Origin of the sequence: Burkholderia stagnalis (assembly GCF_902830275.1) — a bacterium.
GTDB classification, from domain to species: Bacteria; Pseudomonadota; Gammaproteobacteria; order Burkholderiales; family Burkholderiaceae; genus Burkholderia; species Burkholderia stagnalis.
Window position 1 is genome coordinate 19,472 of the sequence record NZ_CADESW010000007.1, and the last position, 18,811, is coordinate 38,282.

15 protein-coding genes and 1 tRNA gene are annotated in these 18,811 nt (G+C 64.3%); 3 read left to right on the top strand and 13 right to left on the bottom strand.

Annotated features, from left to right (window positions below; translation table 11 throughout):
* Positions 1–290: 290 nt before the first annotated feature.
* From HWY45_RS14385 to HWY45_RS14430, 10 genes are all read right to left on the bottom strand, one after another.
* Positions 291–791, bottom strand: a complete 501-nt coding sequence (locus tag HWY45_RS14385; protein WP_155634913.1) for a hypothetical protein — start codon at positions 789–791, stop codon at positions 291–293.
* The gene (locus tag HWY45_RS14390; RefSeq protein ID WP_230942453.1) at positions 721–1,017 is read right to left on the bottom strand and encodes a hypothetical protein; all 297 of its coding nucleotides are present in this window, start codon (positions 1,015–1,017) and stop codon (positions 721–723) included. The genes HWY45_RS14385 and HWY45_RS14390 overlap by 71 nt, the downstream gene beginning before the upstream one ends.
* 16 nt (positions 1,018–1,033) lie before the next feature.
* A complete protein-coding gene (locus tag HWY45_RS14395; protein ID WP_060293858.1) occupies positions 1,034–1,753 on the bottom strand; it encodes a hypothetical protein in 720 nt (239 codons plus the stop codon).
* Complete coding sequence (locus HWY45_RS14400) at positions 1,750–2,091, bottom strand: hypothetical protein (protein WP_059883172.1); 342 nt, start codon at positions 2,089–2,091, stop codon at positions 1,750–1,752. Before HWY45_RS14400 ends, HWY45_RS14395 begins: the two co-directional genes overlap by 4 nt.
* A 14-nt stretch (positions 2,092–2,105) precedes the next feature.
* Positions 2,106–2,363 carry a hypothetical protein gene (locus tag HWY45_RS14405; RefSeq protein ID WP_150998244.1) on the bottom strand — a complete coding sequence of 86 codons (258 nt, stop codon included), beginning with the start codon at positions 2,361–2,363 and terminating at the stop codon, positions 2,106–2,108.
* Positions 2,364–2,417: 54 nt separating this feature from the next.
* Positions 2,418–2,783, bottom strand: coding sequence for a hypothetical protein (locus HWY45_RS14410; RefSeq protein ID WP_230942454.1), 366 nt, complete (start codon positions 2,781–2,783; stop codon positions 2,418–2,420).
* Positions 2,784–2,849: 66 nt separating this feature from the next.
* Positions 2,850–3,275 carry a hypothetical protein gene (locus tag HWY45_RS14415; RefSeq protein ID WP_150998242.1) on the bottom strand — a complete coding sequence of 142 codons (426 nt, stop codon included), beginning with the start codon at positions 3,273–3,275 and terminating at the stop codon, positions 2,850–2,852.
* 8 nt (positions 3,276–3,283) lie between these two features.
* Positions 3,284–3,610: a hypothetical protein gene (locus HWY45_RS14420; RefSeq protein WP_230942455.1), complete on the bottom strand. Its 327-nt coding sequence runs from the start codon at positions 3,608–3,610 to the stop codon at positions 3,284–3,286.
* Positions 3,607–8,325, bottom strand: a complete 4,719-nt coding sequence (locus tag HWY45_RS14425; protein WP_059883174.1) for an RHS repeat-associated core domain-containing protein — start codon at positions 8,323–8,325, stop codon at positions 3,607–3,609. Before HWY45_RS14425 ends, HWY45_RS14420 begins: the two co-directional genes overlap by 4 nt.
* Before the next feature lie 52 nt (positions 8,326–8,377).
* Positions 8,378–11,542, bottom strand: a complete 3,165-nt coding sequence (locus HWY45_RS14430; protein WP_150998239.1) for a type VI secretion system Vgr family protein — start codon at positions 11,540–11,542, stop codon at positions 8,378–8,380.
* 629 nt (positions 11,543–12,171) lie between these two features.
* Between HWY45_RS14430 and HWY45_RS14435 the strand changes: the two genes are divergently transcribed.
* Positions 12,172–12,248, top strand: a tRNA-Val gene (locus HWY45_RS14435).
* Between the two features lie 119 nt (positions 12,249–12,367).
* On the opposite strand, the gene wecB is transcribed toward HWY45_RS14435, so the two are convergent.
* On the bottom strand, positions 12,368–13,582 hold the full coding sequence (wecB, locus tag HWY45_RS14440) for a non-hydrolyzing UDP-N-acetylglucosamine 2-epimerase (RefSeq protein ID WP_059810893.1): 1,215 nt from the start codon (positions 13,580–13,582) through the stop codon (positions 12,368–12,370).
* A 1,140-nt stretch (positions 13,583–14,722) separates the two neighbouring features.
* Between wecB and HWY45_RS14445 the strand changes: the two genes are divergently transcribed.
* Both HWY45_RS14445 and glmS read left to right on the top strand, forming a co-directional pair.
* The gene (locus HWY45_RS14445; RefSeq protein WP_059564639.1) at positions 14,723–15,481 is read left to right on the top strand and encodes a hypothetical protein; all 759 of its coding nucleotides are present in this window, start codon (positions 14,723–14,725) and stop codon (positions 15,479–15,481) included.
* Positions 15,482–15,487: 6 nt separating this feature from the next.
* A complete protein-coding gene (gene glmS, locus HWY45_RS14450) occupies positions 15,488–17,305 on the top strand; it encodes a glutamine--fructose-6-phosphate transaminase (isomerizing) (RefSeq protein WP_059810895.1) in 1,818 nt (605 codons plus the stop codon).
* Between the two features lie 46 nt (positions 17,306–17,351).
* Here the strand turns inward: glmS and HWY45_RS14455 are convergent, their stop codons facing one another.
* Both HWY45_RS14455 and HWY45_RS14460 read right to left on the bottom strand, forming a co-directional pair.
* Complete coding sequence (locus HWY45_RS14455; RefSeq protein ID WP_059882416.1) at positions 17,352–18,212, bottom strand: sigma-70 family RNA polymerase sigma factor; 861 nt, start codon at positions 18,210–18,212, stop codon at positions 17,352–17,354.
* Positions 18,212–18,685, bottom strand: coding sequence for a carboxymuconolactone decarboxylase family protein (locus HWY45_RS14460; RefSeq protein WP_059810896.1), 474 nt, complete (start codon positions 18,683–18,685; stop codon positions 18,212–18,214). Before HWY45_RS14460 ends, HWY45_RS14455 begins: the two co-directional genes overlap by 1 nt.
* Positions 18,686–18,811 lie beyond the last annotated feature (126 nt).

The window sequence follows — 18,811 nt, forward strand, 5'->3', positions numbered from 1 at the left end:
CCGGTCGGCTCGTCACCGAAGACGTCGCATGCTTGCGATGGAGCCGGGCACAGCATTTTCGATTCTTCTTGGGCGGGGTTGTCCACAACTCGAGCGGCAGGATTGGCTGTCTTGCGTACCTCGACGGCCACTTCGGGCAGCCGCTACTCAAATCGCAATCGAACCGTTGGCCCAATTACGTGACGCTCACAGCGTTTTCACACTGTTCTGCCGCCGCTATCCACAACTCACGTCATTCGCGCCGCAGGACATACCGCTTCACACATCCGGCACAGAATTTTCATTCGCTTTCACTGCCGGATATTCACGACCCGCGTCACCGCGCCATCGGCTATCCGCACCTCGAGCCAGACATCTTTTCCACATGCGGCAGCCAGAAACGCAACCGCGCCGTTCATCGATTCGACCACGTCGTAGAACATGAGACGTTCCACAACGCTCCCCGCCGACACGTTTCTCCGCAACGAATCGTGCGCGTCGACGAGGTACGCGCAGTTGGCCGACGAATCAAAAGGCGCTTCGACGACGGCGATCACGCCCGACTCGTTGCGAATGACATGCTGCACGCCGTCCGCCCGCCACGTCACGCCGACGGGCGTCAATTGCGCGACGGTCAATCGCAGCGGATTGTTCGCCGCGTCGTAACCTGGCCGACGTTCGATGATCGCGTAGTCCGTGACGAGACGCCGATGCGTCATGCGATTGCCTTGGTTGCTCATGTCATGGCCTCGGCGGCCTGGATTGTCCAGCAACCAGCAGATGCCGATGGAGCTCGCAGAAACATTCGTCATGCCACCCGTAATGCGGATCCGCGCAGACCGTGTGCTTGATATGAGGCGGCAGCGCGATCGCCGAAAGATGAAGATCGTCACGCAACGCCGCAAACACCGAATCCTCACTTGGCCACTGCGCACGCACTGGCCCTTCCTGCACCGCGTTGCCGAGCCGCAGCTCATTGCGCAGGATCGCGTCGAGTTCGGCACACAAGGGCGCCGGTGTCATGAACGAGGATGTCATCGTCTTTGCACGCCCATCACGCCGGCGTATCCGCACTCACCACGCCGCTACGCCGCAACACTTCCCGCAAGCAGATCGGACAAACCCGCTCCCCCGCATTCCAGAGCTTCACGAAATCCGCCCGGCTTTCCAGCCGGAACGTCGAATCGGCGATCTCGACACCAGGCCCGAATACCTTCCGAAGAAACGCTTCGTCGAACCAGTACACGGGCGCATGCTCCATTGACGCATCGACGACCCGAACCACGCGAACCTCGCGCAGCACGTCGATCGTCAGGATCGCCTCCTCGACGTCCGGCGACGATCGCGTCGGAAAGATCAACCCATGCAGCTCGCACTGCGCGAGCGACCCGCTGCACGTCACCCCTTCGGCCACCACCGACGTATCGAACGCCTGCTTCTCCGACGTCGGTGCATCGGGCACCTCACCGGACCTCACCAGCAGCTCGTCGAGGCACGCGGGGCAGACAAGCGTCCACGCGCGCTCGAGCGCGGCGATCTGCGGAAACGCGGTCACATGCGCGACGTTGTCGACGCAGGTCGCCTCGACCTGATGCGCATCGAGATCCGCACGCAGCATCCACGCGATCTTGCTGCCCTTCGGCCGGTCGAGCGATACCTTGGCCAGTTCGCCGGGCGCGAATTGCCCGCGCGTGCGAATACACGCGGCAATCCCGGCCGACGCCCGCTTGAAAAACCGGATCCCGTGACGATGACACAGCACCGGCCCCATCATCGATCTCCGCTGCGCGCGTCTTCCTGCGTCTGTTTCAATTCCATCAGGCAGCCGTCGCACGTCGCCGTCATCAGGTCGAGCGCCGCCCACGCCGCGTCCTCGCCGGTGATGCGGTAGTTTCCGTCGGCGTCACGCACCGCGCCCAGCTCGACGAACGTCGGTCCGTCCAATTCAAGGATGAAGCACCGCCATTCCATGCCGTCGTCTTCGAGCGTCAACCCGACGAGCCGGCTGGCGGCCGCCCATTGATCGCGATCGCCGTATAGCACCGCGGCCGCGGTGCGCGTCAGAAGGACGCCGCTGGCGCGGCCATGTACCGAACAATTGACTACCGACATTCGTGTTCCCTCGTTCACGCAACAAGTAAACGGACAATCTCGGCCATGTCGCTGTCCGACAATGCGCCGATCCGGTCGACGAACACCCCGTAGTCGAGATCGAATTTCACGTTGAACCGCTCGCCTTTGTAGCGGCAGCACAAGACGTCGGCTTCGGGGATCGATACGCGTTGTTCGAGGATGATGTCGCCGGGATGCTGCTGCAGGCGCTGCGTCACGACGTCGATATCAAGAACATCCAGTAGCGTCGTCAAGTTCGCAATCACGATCATGGTCTCCAGCTTCGGCCGCCAGCGACCATTTGCAAAGTGCCGCCCGTCTTGCGATCACTTCGTTCCGTATACCCCGAGAATCTTCCCGCTTTCCGGAGAGATGACGTAGTTGATCGATTGCCCGAGACGATTCGCATTGCCAAGCCCGCGCTTCCCGGGAATCAGCTTTGCCAGGAAAGTCACGCCAATGACATCCTTCCCGTCCACCCCTTCGCCATTCGATGCCTTGAGCTCGGATATCGTGACCTCGAAGTTGTTGATGTCCTGTCCGCTCTTTTCAAAGTCCGCGAAAGCCAAGCGCAGGCCGACGACCGTGGCCGTATTGAGCGTGACGTGAGTGTTGTCCAGCGTGCCGAAAATTGACTCGCTCATGGCAAGTAGCGGAAACACAAGCAGAAAAAGCGACGAAATAAATTTCATGGACGATAGGCCGGATCAGTCTTCCACATCACTCATGACATCCAGGAACACCGCCAGCAGACTGCCCTACCTGCTTTCCTCAACACGAACCACGGCGCCATCTGTCTCGCGAATTTCGATGCGAAGGTCTTTTCCCTGGGCCGCAGCAAGAAACGCAACAGAACCTCCCGAATCGATCACGTCGTAAAAGGCGACACGGTCGGCGCCGATTTGTGCCGGAATGCGCGCTCGCAACGAGCCGTCTGCATTGACGATATAGGCGCAATTTGTCGCGAGGTCATATGGCGCTTCCACGACTGCAATCCCACTGGCATCGCCCAGGAGCCTCCCGGCTACTCCGGCCTGGCTGGTAACCGCATGCCGAACGCCGCCTGACCGCCACGTCAAGCCGATCGGCATCAATTCGGCAACGGTCAGCCGCCTGGGATTATTCAGCGTGTCGTAACCTGGATGACGTTCGACAAATTCAAGATCCGCGGCCATTTCTCGCATGACGCTGCCTACGCACCTTCCTGCAACTCCATCAACTCACGCAGGCAGCCGCCACAGCTTGCCGTCAGCAACCCAATTGCCGATTCCATCGATTCATCATCGTTGAAGCGATAAATTCCGCCGCCCTCGGGTGTACCACCCAACTCAAGAATTTTCACTTCCTCGGATTCGAGCATGAAACCCGTAAACTCGATATCGTCACGCACGAGTATCAACGGCAGTACCCGGTGGCTACCTTTCCAGCGGGCACGATCATTGACGAGATCGAGTACGGCCTGCGTCACAAGCTGGCCACCGGTATACCCGTGATACGAACAACTTACTAATGGCATCATTTCACCTTTGCCTTGAACCCCAGTTTCCCCAGGTATCTCATCTGTCCCAACGGTCCTTGCGGAACATCGGCGCCGCCTGCTCGCAGCACGCTCGCCACGTGATCAACGCAACTGTTGGTGCGTTCATCATATTTCCCGATATCTTTACCGATCTGCGATTGCTGATAGGCGATCGCGGCCCTTGCATCGGGCAACGGCACTTCAGCCGTATGGAGAATCGGATCGCCATCCATCAAACGTGAGCGCCGTTCGTTCACGATCGTCGTGTCGCCGGCCTCCGTGCGCGTGACCTGATGCGTATGAAGCGACATGTAACCGCTCTCTACTTCGACCGTGTAATGTCCGGTTGCCGAATTCTCGACACGATAGTGCCGAATGATTGCCTTGCCCCCACATGAGCAGCACGGGTCTTCGCTCAATCCGAGCGGGTCGACCCATCCCGTCGGCGCGAGAACATAGCGGAACGGGTTGACGCCACCCAACAGCCCGATCGGATCGGCGCTGACATATCGCGCCGTCGTCGCATCATAATAGCGATGCCGGTTGTAGGCGAGCCCGGTCTCTTCGTCGAACTGCTGTCCCTGGAAGCGAATCGCGTTCCGTACTGCGTGCCTTGTCGTGCGCGACACGCGCGCAATGATCTCCTTCGCTTCGCCCCACGCCTTGTACCTCGCTTCCCATACGATATCGCCCAGTTCATCCGTCAGCATCAGCGGTGTACCAACCTGATCGCAATGGTAGTAATACAGGTGGGCGTCCCTCCCTGGATCCGGAATCTGTTGCAACGGATCGTCTTCGGGCGCATAGCGCGCCGAATTATCGTGCGAAGGCGTCGGCATCCCGCCGACTGACGCACTGACGTACTGCGCCAGCGGCACGAATGACCCGGCTTCATAGACGTAATGCGTACTGCGCTCACCGTCGCTCTCATAGGCGAGCTTGTTGCCGTCCCAGCCGAACACGGTTGCGATACCGTCGACTTCTTTCGCGATCCGCCTTCCGGCCGCATCGTAGAAATATCGTGCATCGGTTTGCCGCGTTGCGGTTTCGATTCGCGCGCGAGCCAGTCGATTGAACGCATCCCACTCGAAGCGCTGCACGCCGCCTGGTGTCCGCTTTTCGATCACGTTCCCATGCGAGTCGTATCTGAAATGCGCGCCAGAATATTCCCTGAGCAAGTTGCCGAGTACTCTCGGCACCTGGGGTGGCAACGTACTGCCGGATCGACCCGGGCTCGCCGGTGTGAGCGTGCGGGCATGTTCCGGACTGCCTGCACCGATCAGGTTGCTCGCGGGATCGAACGCAAAGCGCTCGGTTCCGCCATGGCCGATCGACTCGATCAGTTGTCCGACCGGATCGTATCGATAGTCGAATAACCCTTGCCGGCTGTCTTCGACGTGCATGAGCTGGCCCGCGGCATCGTAACGATAATGACGCGCGCTCAATGGCGCGGGAGCATTCTCGCGCCGTAGGGTATGGCGCTGCAAACGCCCTGCGGAATCATATTCGGTCCGCTGCTCGAGCTTGCTCGCATAGCTGCGATGGATTTCACGATGCAGGTCGTCGCGTTCGAAATGCACGCGCGCCTCGCCGTCGAGCACCATGCCATGGACATGCCCGGATCCGTAGGTAAGCCAATCAATCTTGTGGCCGTCCGGGCGCACTGTGCCGATACGCACGCCCAGTTCGTCGTATGTGTGATGCCAGACGTAGCTGCGCTGCACGCCGAAGAGGTCATACGCGTGATGCTCGCGCACGAGATTCCCCGCGAGATCGAAGAAATGCTGCACACGGCTGCATGCGTTCCGCGCGTCAACGAGTCGTCCGAGCGCGTCGTACGCGAAGCGTTCCTCGGCATCGCCGCATGCGCGTCGTGTCAGCCTCCCGCCACGATCGAATTCGACTTGCGTGATCTTCCCTGCCGTGTCGATCGTCGAAACGTAGCCCGTGTCTTCGTCGTAGATATAGCGCGTTTCCGTCCCGTCGAAACCGATCGTCTCGAGCAACCGGCCTACCGGATCGTACTTGCATTGATAGCTCGCGTGATTCGAATCGGTCAGCCGCACGAGCCGCCCGAGCCGGTCATAGCCATAGCTCAGTGAATGTCCGAGCGCATCGGTTCGCGTCGCGACGCGGCCCGCACCGTCATAGCTGTAACGCGTCGTACGTTCCAACGGGTCCGTGACGACGATCAGGCGCCCCTCGGCGTCGTATTGAATGCGCTTGACGCCTGCTGCGGTGCGAATCGATTCGAGTCGCCCGTTGCCGCCATACTGGTATATCGTCGCGCCGCCCAGCGCATCCGTCGTCTTGATCAGACGGCCTTGCGCGTCGTGGGCCCAGGCTGTCGTCTTGCCCGAACAGTCGGTATGCGAAATCAACTGACCGGCGTCGTTATACGCCAGGACCTTCGTGCCGCCCTTCGCATCGGTCACTTCGGTCGGCAAGCCCTGCGCGTTATAGCTGTAGGTTGTCTTGTGGCCGAGCGGATCGGTTTCGACAGCGACCCTGCCCGCATCATCGTATTCACGCAGCCACACCGCGCCTTGCGGATCGACGATCCTGACCATCTGGTCCTTCTCGTCGTATTCCATCTCGATGACGCTGCCGTCGACGCGCACATGCCGCACGAGGTTGTCATGACCGTTATAGGTCATTCGCTCGACGCCACCGTCGGGATAAGTGTGTTGCACGAGATTGTGATTCGCATCCCGATACATCCATTCTTCGCCGCCGTCAGGGTGAACGATGCGGAACGTATAACCATGCAGGTCGTAGTAGTGTTGCGTCACACTACCGAGCGCATCGGTGACGCTGACCATCCTGAAATCCGGATGCCATGCGAAACGTGTGTCGAAGCTGCCGTCATCCGCGTATTCGTGGACGCACTTCGCTTTCGGCCCGATACCATCCCATTCGAGATTCATCGCCCGGCTGGTCCGATCCGTATAGCGCGTGATCAGGTGATGCCGGTACGCGTATTCGCGTGAGTCGCCGTTGCGGTCAGTCGCCACGACGAGATCCCCGTCCACGTCATAGGTATAGCGTGCCAACGTACCCATACGCCGACCTTCGGCATCGTGATGCGAGGCTTCGACAATTCGGCCTTTGTCGTCGTAGCCGAAGGCAACGGCGGCAGTGGGTGCAATCAGCCGGATCAGCCGATCGTGATCGTCATAGGCAAGCGTGATCTGGTTACCAGACCGATCCTTGACAAAGGCAAGGCGAAACGCGTCGCCCCGCTTCTCGTATGCTTCAAGCAGTTCGTGCCCGCGAGTCAGCGTGATCCACGTTTCATCGAGCCGCAAAAGCGTCTGTCCTTCGCTCCGGTCGACATGTGCTTCGCCAGGCGCGAGCAGCGGATAGTCGATGCTGCGCCCTGTCGCATCGTGGTATACGAATCCGTCACGACGCACGTCGATCCGCGTGGTATAGGGCGTAATCCAGCGCGCGCCCAGTTCGCCCTGCGCATCGTTGGCGTCGAAGAACGATCGATAGGTGCGCGTCCAGACCATCGGAAGAACGCCAGGCACCGTAAAATCGTGATGTTCGAGCCGCTCGTCGCCAAGCGCGAAGCCCACGGAACGCTTCGTCGCAACCGACGGTGAACGAACCGGACAATTGACCTTGCTGTCATTCGGCCCCGGATGCTTCGCCGGCTCCGTATGCCGCACCGTCTCCTTCTGCCCTTCGCCCTCCTGGCGATGAACCTTCGTCGCGCCCTGCTCCTTGATCCCCGTCGAATGCACCTTCTGCTTGCGCAGGATGTCGCGCTTCTTCTCGATCGCGACCTGAATCAGGTTGATCAACCAGCCGATCTTGCCCGCGTCGACCCCGCCTAGCGCAAGGATCTTCTCCTTGACCACCGGCACCATCGTACGCAATGCCTTCGCCATCTTCAGCAGCGGCTCGCGGTACTTCAGGTCCAGCACCTTCGCCGCCCGCGTCCCGGCATTGATCACCCCCTTCGCCTCGATCTTCACGAAATCGACGAACAGGTGTCCCAGGCTCGAAAACGTCTTGCTCGCGTCATGCGCGGCGAATCCCGCCGCGATCTGGCTCGCGTGACGTTCCGCCGCGCGGACGTTGTGCGCGGCACTGATCGGCTTCTCGCCCGCGACTTCCTCGAATAGGTGCGCAAACCCGATCAAAAACTTCTCGATGTACTCGGCGCACGTCTTGAGGACGCTGTTCAGTTCCTTCGTCACCCCGTCGACGAAGCTCTGAATCTTGCCTGCGAACTGCTCGCTCAGGCTGTCGATCAGCGCCTGCAGCAGCGCGGTCTGCATGACCTGCAACGATGCCTCACCCAAAGCCTTGCCGCTCTGCACGACCTTCTGCCGTACCAGCTTCATGACAGGCCGCATGCCCATGCGGAACTGGGCCGTGCCGGGCGGCACCGGAACGATGCCGATCAGGTCGAGGCCGAGGTTCAGATAATCGAATACGTCGGGATTCCGGCCATGCTGGCCATGCTCGACCATGTCCTTGATGTCGAGGACGAGATCGACGGCCGCCATGATGTTGGCCACCACGGGCAGCGAACTCGCAACCATCTTGAGACGCTCGATGGTGATGAAATCGTCGCTGATGCCACGCAGCCAGCGGTCGCACGCCTTGATGCCGGCGCTGACGTCGGCGGTTTCGATCTGCAGCAACGGCGCGACGTAAACCTCCGTCGCCTTGGGAAGAATGACGCCCGAAGAATCGGTCATAACGGTTCTTGTGTTCGAAAGTGTGTGGGTCGCGTCCGGCGCGAATGGCTCGTCAGAGCGAGGTCAATGCAGGTGCGGCGCTACGTGCCGCTTGCGCGAGCGCACCGACCTGCTTCGCCGCGGCGCCGAGCTGGCTCGCCTGCGCCAGCGCCGCGCTCGCGCCGGATGGCAATGCCTGGGAAAGCGCGCCTTGCGCAACGCTCATCGCCTGGCCGGCCAAGGCCTGGCCGATGCCGCCGTTGGCGACCTGACCTGCGACACCCGCCAGTTGCGTCGCGCCCGACACCGCGCTCATTGCGCCTTGCGGCAACGCGCTGGCAAGTGCGCCCTGTGCAACGCTCATCGCCTGGCCGATGCCGCCCTGCGCCGCCTGTCCGGCGACGCCAGCCAGTTTCGTGGCCCCCGACACCGCGCCCATCGCGCCCGGCGGCAACAAGCCGCCCAGCTGCGACATGGCCGTCGCGGCCGCGTCGGCCGGCTGCGAAGGCTTCGCAGGCCATTGCGCCGCCTTGAATACGCTCGACGGATCGTATTGGTTGCGCGAATCCTCGCCGAACTGAACGTGTGCGGCGCCGGCCGGCAAGCCGCTCACGATCGTGTGCCCCCTCGCGTCGAGTGCGCCTTCGCGCAACACGCCGCCATTGGCATCCAGCACCGTGAACTTGCCACCCTTGAAGCCTTCGCCGTTCGCGTACTGGTGCAGCAACTCCAGTTGCCCCGGCTGATCCGGCCTCGGGCTCGGCAGCGGATACCCCTTGCTCGCCGGCCCGCTGAACGTATGCGACGCGCCCTTCACGTCGATTTTCCCCGGGGCATGGATCTCGATCTGTCCACCCTTGATGCGGATGTATGCGCCGCCGCTCGTCAGCAGGATTTCCTGGTCGGCGGCAACATCGATCTTGTCGGTCGCCGACAGCAATTTGACCGTCTTCTGCGCGGTCACCTCGACGTTGTCCGATTGCGCCTGGATCTCGACCTTGCCCTTGCCCGCGAACAGCTTGATCCCCGCGTTCTGCACGAACAGGCTCAGCTTCTGCCCGATGCTCGCCAGCAGCGACTTGCCGGCCGCGACATGCACGCTCTGCCCGCTCGCAACGTTCACATGATCGTTCGCGACTACATGCACCGACTGCTGCGTCGACATCCCGATCCCGGACGGGCTGCCGAACAGCATCACCGGTTCCTTGAATGCGTTCGCGCTGCCCGTGCCGCCGCCCGCCGTGCGGCCGCCCGATGCGCTGCCCGATACACTTTCTTGCGTCGCATCGGTGAACGCGCGCATCGTGTCGTGCGCGTCCTTCAGGCTTTCCGCCTGGTGCTGTTCGCTCACGCCCGACAGCGACTCGACGAGGCTCTCGGCATTCACGAGCTGCTGCTGCGTTTCCTTTACGTCCAGCGGCTGGCTGTTCGGCGCCTTCGGGTGCGTGGTCACGTACAGGCCCTGGCTCGCGCGCACCGCACCGTATGCATCCGAGCGCAGATCGAACCCGCTGCCGAGATACGACCCGCGCGAATTGCCGTTCTGGTCGATCAGGTAGCCGAGATGCAGCAGGCTGTTCGCGCTGCTGCTCATCAGCTGCACGCGGTTCTGGCCGGTCGCATCGTCCATCACGAGCTGGTTGTAGCCGCCGCCCGAATATTCCTTCGAGCGGTAGCCGGACAGAATCCCGTCGCTATGCCATTGCGGCTTGATCGCGCCGTTGTACACGCGGCCGACGGCCAGCGGCCGGTCGCAATCGCCGCCGACGTAGTCGATCAGCACTTCCTCGCCGATGCGCGGCATGTGCACGCCGCCATAGCCGCCGCCGGAATCCGATTGCACGACGCGCACCCAGCACGATGCGTTCTCGTCGCCCGGGTTCACACGATCCCAGACGAACCGCACGCGAATGCGGTTCAGCTCGTCGGTGTAGACCTCTTCGCCTCGCGGCCCGACGACGATCGCCGTCTCGAGATGCATCTCCGGCTTGCGATGCTCGAACGGGCTGCGATACGGCACGCTCGCGCGCTGCGCTTCGACCTCGACGAGATAGAAGCCCACCGAGCCGTCGCCATGCGGCACCTGAAGCGCAGACGCGCCTTGATACCTCGCACGGATGCGCTCAAGCTCTGGCCCCAGGCCATGTGGAAAGTGCGGACCGTCGCTCGACACCGGCAGGTTGTTCTCGATCCACCACGCCACTTCGATCGTCGCGAACTCGCGCTGGTCGGCCGGGTCGCGATCGTGCTCGGGATGGTCCGACAGCGTGAAGCGCCGCCCCGCGTCGATACCGCGCACGCCGCCCGCGGCGTGGAAGCGCTTCGCCTGCGACTCCCATTCCTCCATCCGGACCTTCGTCAGACGGTCGCCGCGCGACTGGTCGAGATAGGTATACGCGCCGGTGTACTCGTAGACCTCGAGCTGGTCCGGCAAGGCGCCTTGGCCCGCCATCGTCGGCACGTTGGTGCCTTTCGGGTTGGTGGATACCGATGGATTCTTGTAGTCGAACGTCCGGGTCGACAGCGTCACGCTTTGCAGCGTGCGGGTGCCCGACCATTGCGTGAACGCATCCGTCTCGCTCGAGGCGCCCGCGCGATAGAAGCGCACCGTCTCCGGCGACAGCGGCGCGCACGTCTGCAGGTTATCGGTGATCACGAGCGTATGCGACTTGCCGTCGCCCGCCTGTTCCCAGCAGGCGAACAGCCCTTCGCTCTCCATCAGCCGGTGCACGAAATCCCAGTCCGTCTCGCTCTGGCGCGTATACGAACGGCTCGGCAGCGGCTGCGACAGCGCGAAGCGGTATCGGCCCCGGGCTTCGGGGTGCATGTCCAGGACCTCGGAGATGATCTCGTCGACGTGCTTGTCGATCCAGATCTTCTGGTCGCGGCGAAACCGTAGCACGTGCATCCACGCGCGCAGTTCGATCTGGTAAGTCGTTATGCCACCGTTCGCGCCCAGCCGGCGCACGGTGTAGATGTAGCCGCTCACCGGCCGGTACGACTTGTCCGCCTGTTGAATCCAGAGCGTCGCCGGCTGGGCGATCAGCTTCTTCAGCTCGAGACCGCCATCCGTCGACATGACGTCGAGCGTGAATGAATAGTCTCGTCCGATTCGCGATCGCCCCACTGCCCGCTGGACGGCGAGTGCGTTCTCGCCGAGCGGGGTTGCGAGCTTGAGTAAACGGTCCTGCTGAATCAGGCCGCCACGAATCGCAGCGGCTATGTCCGGCATGTTCATATTGCGGCCCTTTTTATTTCAGCACCCTCGGATGGTGTCTGTTGCGCTATCGCGCGGAATTCTACAGTCGAATCAGGGCAGTAAGGTAACGCCGCGCGAATCGGCCAGCGGATTTATTTCAGGGCGTGAAAGGATGTGTCCGTGGCGTCGGGACATCGCGTGTCCGCGACGTGATGCCGGTGCCGCGCGATGGCGGTCCTCTTGGCTGAACCACAGCATTCCGCTTCTTCTATGCACCGCTCACAGTCGCCGCCCTGTGGTTGTCCAATGGTTTTGAACCGATATGTATATAAACGTAGTAGTAGTTAACAAGCCGCGCGCGAATCTGTGGATAACTCCCCAAACCCCCTGAGAAATCAACACGCTGCCGGATTCATAACCCCCCGAGACTCGGGTGCAAAGTTCTGTGGAGCACAGAACAACTTTCGCCCCGGCTCACAGCCGCCACAGATATCCCGAATCGTTCCACTGTGAATCCAGAGGCTTGCAGGGCGGTTATCCAGAAGGAAATGTGGATAACCCCGCGGCACGGACGCGTCGCGCTGTGCACCCCCACACGCGCCCGCGAAAGAATTTTCACCAAACCCCTTGTGCTCCGCACAAAGCCTGCCTATAATCTGCGGCTTCTTAGGCTCGTAGCTCAGTTGGTTAGAGCACCACCTTGACATGGTGGGGGTCGTTGGTTCGAATCCAATCGAGCCTACCAACGCACAATCGAAGGGGTCCGGCAGTGTGCATCGCCCGCAGGCGAAGCGACTAGCCAATCGTATAAACGCCGCGCGACAGGTTCGCGCGGCGTTTTTTTATTGCGCCTTCACTACGTCTTCACGCCGAACGCAGCGCATGCAGCCCCATCGCGAGCGCGTTGTACGGCATCTCCCCCGCCCCCATCCCGAAGTTCACGATGTTCGGCAGCGCATGCGGCCGGTTCAGCAGCGCATGCACGATCCGCTCGCACGCATGGCCGTCGCCATACGGATTGCTCGCATGCGCCATCTCGTCGTACGCGCGGTCGTTGCCGATCAGGCGCGACGCCTCGTCCACCAGGCGTTCCGCATCCGTGCCGACGAGCCGCGCATTGCCGGCCTGCACGGCCTCCGGCCGCTCGCAGGTGTCGCGTGTGACGAGCACCGGCTTGCCGAGCGCCGGCGCCTCCTCCTGGATCCCGCACGAGTCGGTGATGATGAAGTGCGCGCGCGACATCAGGAACACGAACGACAGATACGCCTGCGGTTCGATCACGTGCAGGTTCGCAATCCCTTCGAGCAGCGCCTGCATCGGCTCGTCCACGCTCGATTCGCCATGCAGCGCATAGACGAACTGCACGTCGCGGTGCCGGCCCGCGAGGATCCGCAGCGCATGGCCGAAGCACGCGCGCATCTCGCCGGTGTAGAAGTGATGGCCGGACACCAGCACGATGCGCCCGGTGCCGTCGACGAACGGATAGCGTGCGGCGATCGCGCGCGCGAACGCGTCGTCGCGCTCGAGGATGCGCCGCACGCCCTGCAGCGCGTCGATCAGCGTGTCGCCGCTCAGCACGACGCTGTCGGCCGGCACGCCCTCGCTGTACAGGTTGCGCCGCGCGCGCTCGGTCGGCGCGAAATGCCAGCTCGACACCGCATCGGTGATGCGGCGGTTCAGCTCCTCCGGCCACGGCGACCAGATGTCGCCGCTGCGCAGGCCCGCCTCGACGTGCGCGACCGGCAAATACCGGTAAAACGCCGCGAGGCTCACCATCAGCGTCGTGATGGTGTCGCCGTACACCACCACGCTATCCGGGTGCAGCCGGTCGAACAGGCCGCCGATCGCCTGCAGCAGGCCCGACGTCGAGTCGGCCTGCGCATGGCCGGCGTCCGTCAGGTTCAGCGTGTAGTCGGGCATCACGTCGAACAGCGCGAGCAACGGCTCGAAGGTCTCCCGGCGCCGCACGGTGACGCACACCTTCGCGTCGACGTTGCCGTGGGCCCGCAGCGCGCGCACGAGCGGCGCCATCCCGACCGCCTCCTGGCGCGTGCCGAATACAAACAGGAATTTCCGCATGTCGAACCTCGAATCGCTCCCTGATTCCGTTCGTCCAGGCGCGCGAGGCGAGCCCGCGCGCAAGCACGGGTGGATCGGCGGCGCAGTGCGGCCATGAGCTGCCGGGCCGCCGCCCGGTTGACAACCTGCAACCGGCGGCCGGCAGGCCGCGCTGCGTTAAAGGCCGGGGCCGTTTCGTCGTGGGGGCATGCGCCGGCGAAGCGTCCTCGTGCCCGCCATCTCATTGCGAGTGGCAAGTCATGTCATTTGTCGTACCTCGTCATCCCATCGGGATCATCGGCCCAATGTGTCGCGGCGCCGCGAATGCGAGCGCGGGCTGCGTGCGGTGTATCGGATGCTGCAAGTTTCAAACCAGCCGCGCCGTGCCCGGCAACCGCGTCGCGTGGCGCGCGCGGGCGTCGGGCGGCCCGCACCGGAACGTTACACACGTGATACGGCGCAAGGCCGGCTGCATGCACCCGCGATGCATCGCGAAGCGCTACGCGCGCCGCCGCCGCCATCCGTGCCGGAACGATGTGCGCACGTCTCATGCCTGCACGCGACTCGCAGGGTCGACCGTTGCGCATGCATGGGGATTTTCCCCACGCCGGCGTATGTCGCGGGCGATGGTGCGGAAACGTTGCGTCGGTGAAACGGGCCCCGGTGCCCGCGTGGCGGCCGCTGCATGGAGACGGCGGGCAAGCGCTATTTGCAAACGCGCGGCGAATCGTCAGGCACGCCCATGCGCATGCGGCACGCCGATTGCGCATGCTTCGGCTGCACGACGGCCCGCCGTCGGCCGAAGGACATGCGCGCCGCGGCCCGCAAAACGCTGATACGCCGATGAATCAAAAACCTTTCACGCACACGGCCGCGCATGCCGCGAACCCGCGCCTGCACCTTGCCGGACGGGGCGCGCCGCGCGATGGCTCGGCCTTTGCTTCCAATGAAACATGCCCCGTCCCGGCAGCGCGAACGACTAGCGGTACACATCGGGACGGCTATATGCAGTTGATACGAGGCCGGGAAACGGCGTGAGGGACCAGCATCCGCGGCGCCGCTGGCGGGAAACGGCGCCGCGAACCGATGCCTGCTCCGCCTGCTCCTCTTGAATCCTGTCCGTCCGCGACGGCGATCCTGACGCGGACACGGGGACGAACGATGAAGGACTGCCGGGCGGGTTCGTTCTGCGTCGACGAGGTGTGGCTGCTCGCGCTCGCATGCGCGCTGGCGCCATGCGATGCGGCGCTGGCGTGCCGCGCATGTCGCGACGTCGCGTTCCTGCCGACCTGCTCGGCTGCCTGGCTGTGGCTCGCGGCGCTGCTGCTCTGCGGGCGCGACGTGTGCCCGGTGTCGCGTTGCCCCGCCCTGTCCCTGCGCACCTGGCCGTTTCCGCCGCTCGTCGACCTGCCGGGCTCGCGCGCCGCGTCGGGCGTGCCGTGCCGCGAATGGCCCGTGTCGATCGTCCCTGCTCTCGCCTGCGTCATGCCGGCCACGCTGCCCGTACCGGTCGTCGACGACAGCCGCATCCGCGAGTCGCTGTCGCCGCCGCGCCGCGCGGCCGGCCAGTTCGACGGCACGCCGACGCATCGCATCGTGCGGCACGTGCCCGCAAGCCGCCGTCGCGCGGCCTTGCTCGCGTTCGGCCGCACCCGCCGAACCCGCCGCGCATCCACGCGCCGCACGCCCGCCCGGGCGCTGCCATGCAGCGCGCTCGCGTGCCTGCTGTCGCTGGATCTGGATGCGCCGCGCTCGCCGTGCGCGAGCCTCGGCATCGCGGCCGGCACGCTCACGCGGGCCACACGCGCACGCCGTATCGCCGCGCGCCAGCATCACGACGGCCGCGGCCGTCACGCCGGATTGTTTCGCTTGCGTGCCGAGCGCTCGTGCGCACGGCACCGGTCTTTTCACTGGAGGTAACGCGTCATGTGTGGCATCGTCGGCGCGGTCGCGCAACGGAACATCGTTCCGATCCTGATTGAAGGCTTACGCCGCCTCGAATACCGCGGCTACGATTCATGCGGCGTCGCGACCGTCGTCGACGGCATCGCGCGACGCGAACGCAGCGTGTCGCGCGTCGCGGATCTCGAGGCGCACGTGGAAAGCGCCGGGCTGTCCGGCAGCACGGGCATCGCGCATACGCGCTGGGCGACGCACGGCGCGCCGGCGACCTGCAACGCGCACCCGATCTTCTCGCGCGACGAGATCGCGCTCGTGCACAACGGCATCATCGAGAATCATGAAACGTTGCGTACGCAACTGTCTGACGAGCATTACGAGTTCGACGGCCAGACCGACACCGAAGTCGTCGCGCACCTGATCCACAGCAAGTACCGCGGCGACCTGCTCGCGGCGGTGCGCGACGCAACCACGCAGCTGCACGGCGCGTATGCGATCGCGGTGTTCAGCAAATCCGAGCCGCAGCGGCTCGTCGGCGCGCGGGTCGGCTCGCCGCTCGTGGTCGGGCTGAAGGACGGCGAATGCTTCGTCGCGTCGGACGCGCTCGCGCTCGCGGGCATCACCGACCGCTTCATCTTTCTCGAGGAAGGCGACATCGTCGAGCTGACGGCCGGCCATGCGCGCATCTTCGATCGCAACGGCGTGCAGGTCGAGCGGCCGGTGCAGACGGTCACGTCGGGCGACGGCGTGGTCGAGCTCGGCCCGTATCGCCATTTCATGCAGAAGGAGATCTTCGAGCAGCCGCACGCGGTGGCGGCGACGATTCCCGATGCGGGGCTGTTCGATCCCGCGGTGTTCGGGCCGGACGCGCGGCAAGTGTTCGAGCAGATCGACAACGTGCTGATCCTCGCGTGCGGCACGAGCCATTACTCGGGGCTCACCGCGCGCCGCTGGCTGGAGACGATCGCGCGGATGCCCGCGCACGTCGAGATCGCGAGCGAATACCGTTACAGCGACGCGCTCGCGATGCCGAACACGCTGGTGGTCGTGGTGTCGCAATCGGGCGAGACGGCCGACACGCTCGCGGCGCTGAAGTATGCGCAATCGCTCGGCCATCCGGACACGCTCGCGATCTGCAACGTGCCGACCAGCGCGATGATGCGGCAGACGGGCCTGCGGTTCCTCACGCGCGCGGGCCCGGAGATCGGCGTGGCGTCGACGAAGGCGTTCACGACGCAGCTCGTCGCGCTGTTCATCCTCGCGGTCACGCTTGGGCGGCTGCGCGGCTTCGTCGACGACGCGCAGCTCGCGCGCTACACGACGCAGCTGCGGCGCCTGCCGGACGCGCTCGCCGACGTGCTCGCGCTCGAGCCGCAGGTCGAACGCTGGGCGCAGGAATTCGCGCGCCACGAGAACGCGCTGTTCCTCGGCCGCGGGCTGCATTATCCGATCGCGCTGGAAGGGGCGCTGAAGCTGAAGGAGATCTCGTACATCCACGCCGAGGCGTATCCGGCGGGCGAGCTGAAGCACGGGCCGCTCGCGCTCGTCACGCACACGATGCCGGTCGCGACGATCGCGCCGAACGACATGCTGCTCGAGAAGCTGAAGTCGAACATGCAGGAGGTGAGGGCGCGCGGCGGGCAGCTGTACGTGTTCGCCGATGCCGATACGCGGATCGACAACGGCGACGGCATCTCGGTGCTGAGGATGCCGGACTATTACGGGCTGCTGTCGCCGATCCTGCACGTCGTGCCGCTGCAGTTGCTCGCGTATCACGCGGCGTGCGTGCGCGGCGCGGACATCGACAAGCCGAGGAATCTCGCGAAATCGGTAACGGTCGAGTAGGGGGAGGAGAGGGGAGCGGCGCCCGCCTGCGTGCGGGCGCGTCCGCTCAATGCAGGTGCTGCAGCTTGTCCGGGTTGCGCACCACGTAGATCGCCACGACCTTGCCGTCCTCGATTTCGAGCGCGGTGGTCTGCAGCTCGCCGTCCGCTTCCCGCGTGACGAAGCCGGGCAGGCCGTTGACGAAGCCCGTGTGCACGAGCGTCGAACCGTGCTTGCTGAACAGCGCCGCCAGCGTTTCGTGCACCCGCATCACGGCTTCGAAGCCGAAGATCCGCCGATTCGCGGCCGGGCGCTTGCCGCCGCCGTCCGCGTGCAGGCTCACGTCCTCGGCCAGCAGCGCGCCGAGCGCGCGCATGTCGCCGCTGCGCGACGCGGCGAAGAACGCCTCGGCGATCTCGACGCCGCGCTGCTTCTCCACCTTGAAACGCGGCCGTTCGTCGCGCACGTGGGCGCGCGCCCGCGCGGCGAGCTGCCGGCATGCGGCCGGCTCGCGCCGGATGGTCGCGGCCACTTCGTCGAATTCCAGCCCGAACACGTCGTGCAGCAGGAACGCCGCGCGTTCGAGCGGCGACAGGCGCTCGAGCGCGAGCATCAGCGGCAGCGTGACGTCCTCCTGCGCGTCCTCCTCGACGACGGGATCGGGCAGCCACGGGCCGATGTAGGTTTCGCGCTGGTGCCGCGCGGACTTCAGCTGATCGAGGCACAGCCGCATCACCATGCGGCGCAGGAACGCCTCGGGCACGCGCACCTCGGCGCGCTCGACGTCCATCCAGCGGATGAACGCCTCCTGCACCATGTCCTCGGCATCGGCGACCGAGCCGAGCATCCGGTACGCGACGCGCACGAGCATGCGGCGCAGCGGGTCGAAGCTCGCGGCCGCGTCCGCCGCCGGGTCGAGGTCCGTCATCAGGCGGCTGCCTTGGCAGCGGGGGCCTTCGCCGCGGCCGGTTCGACCCACATGCCGAAGCCGACGGCGAGCCGGTTCCAGCCATTGATCACGTTGATCATCAGCGTGAGTTTCACCTGTTCCTCCTCGGTAAAGTGCGCGTTGAGCGCCTCGTATGCGTCGGCATGCGTGTGGCCTTCGGAGAGCCGCGTCAGCGCATCGGTCCAGCCGAGCGCCGCGCGTTCGCGGTCGGTGTAGCAGGGCGCTTCGCGCCACGCGGACAGCAGGTACAGGCGTTGCTCGGTTTCGCCGTTCGCGCGCGCTTCGACGGTGTGCATGTTAATGCAGTTGGCGCACGCGTTGATCTGCGACGCGCGGATCTTGACCAGCTCGATCAGGGTCGGCTCCAGGCTCGCCTGCGCGGCGAGCGACGTGCTCATCCAGCTCTTCATCAGCGACGGGGCGGCGGCGAACGGGTCGAATTTGGCGGTCATGGTTCCATCTCCTGGGTTGGGTTCCGATGACATGACGAGCGAGCCCCCGCGTGTGTGACATTCACGTCAGATTTTTTTGCATGGGTGCTGTTCTTCGGACGAACCGGCGCGTCATGCGAGTGTCAC

What these genes read in the sequence shown, in the direction of transcription:
- HWY45_RS14400 (WP_059883172.1), bottom strand. Translation starts at nt 2,091, where the DNA reads ATGTCGGTAGTCAATTGTTCGGTACATGGCCGCGCCAGCGGCGTCCTT.
- HWY45_RS14395 (WP_060293858.1), bottom strand. Translation starts at nt 1,753, where the DNA reads ATGATGGGGCCGGTGCTGTGTCATCGTCACGGGATCCGGTTTTTCAAG.
- HWY45_RS14460 (WP_059810896.1), bottom strand. Translation starts at nt 18,685, where the DNA reads ATGACCGCCAAATTCGACCCGTTCGCCGCCGCCCCGTCGCTGATGAAG.
- HWY45_RS14405 (WP_150998244.1), bottom strand. Translation starts at nt 2,363, where the DNA reads ATGATCGTGATTGCGAACTTGACGACGCTACTGGATGTTCTTGATATC.
- HWY45_RS14420 (WP_230942455.1), bottom strand. Translation starts at nt 3,610, where the DNA reads ATGATGCCATTAGTAAGTTGTTCGTATCACGGGTATACCGGTGGCCAG.
- HWY45_RS14415 (WP_150998242.1), bottom strand. Translation starts at nt 3,275, where the DNA reads ATGCGAGAAATGGCCGCGGATCTTGAATTTGTCGAACGTCATCCAGGT.
- HWY45_RS14455 (WP_059882416.1), bottom strand. Translation starts at nt 18,212, where the DNA reads ATGACGGACCTCGACCCGGCGGCGGACGCGGCCGCGAGCTTCGACCCG.
- HWY45_RS14445 (WP_059564639.1), top strand. Translation starts at nt 14,723, where the DNA reads ATGAAGGACTGCCGGGCGGGTTCGTTCTGCGTCGACGAGGTGTGGCTG.
- HWY45_RS14410 (WP_230942454.1), bottom strand. Translation starts at nt 2,783, where the DNA reads ATGAAATTTATTTCGTCGCTTTTTCTGCTTGTGTTTCCGCTACTTGCC.
- glmS (WP_059810895.1), top strand. Translation starts at nt 15,488, where the DNA reads ATGTGTGGCATCGTCGGCGCGGTCGCGCAACGGAACATCGTTCCGATC.
- HWY45_RS14430 (WP_150998239.1), bottom strand. Translation starts at nt 11,542, where the DNA reads ATGAACATGCCGGACATAGCCGCTGCGATTCGTGGCGGCCTGATTCAG.
- HWY45_RS14385 (WP_155634913.1), bottom strand. Translation starts at nt 791, where the DNA reads ATGACGAATGTTTCTGCGAGCTCCATCGGCATCTGCTGGTTGCTGGAC.
- HWY45_RS14425 (WP_059883174.1), bottom strand. Translation starts at nt 8,325, where the DNA reads ATGACCGATTCTTCGGGCGTCATTCTTCCCAAGGCGACGGAGGTTTAC.
- wecB (WP_059810893.1), bottom strand. Translation starts at nt 13,582, where the DNA reads ATGCGGAAATTCCTGTTTGTATTCGGCACGCGCCAGGAGGCGGTCGGG.
- HWY45_RS14390 (WP_230942453.1), bottom strand. Translation starts at nt 1,017, where the DNA reads ATGACATCCTCGTTCATGACACCGGCGCCCTTGTGTGCCGAACTCGAC.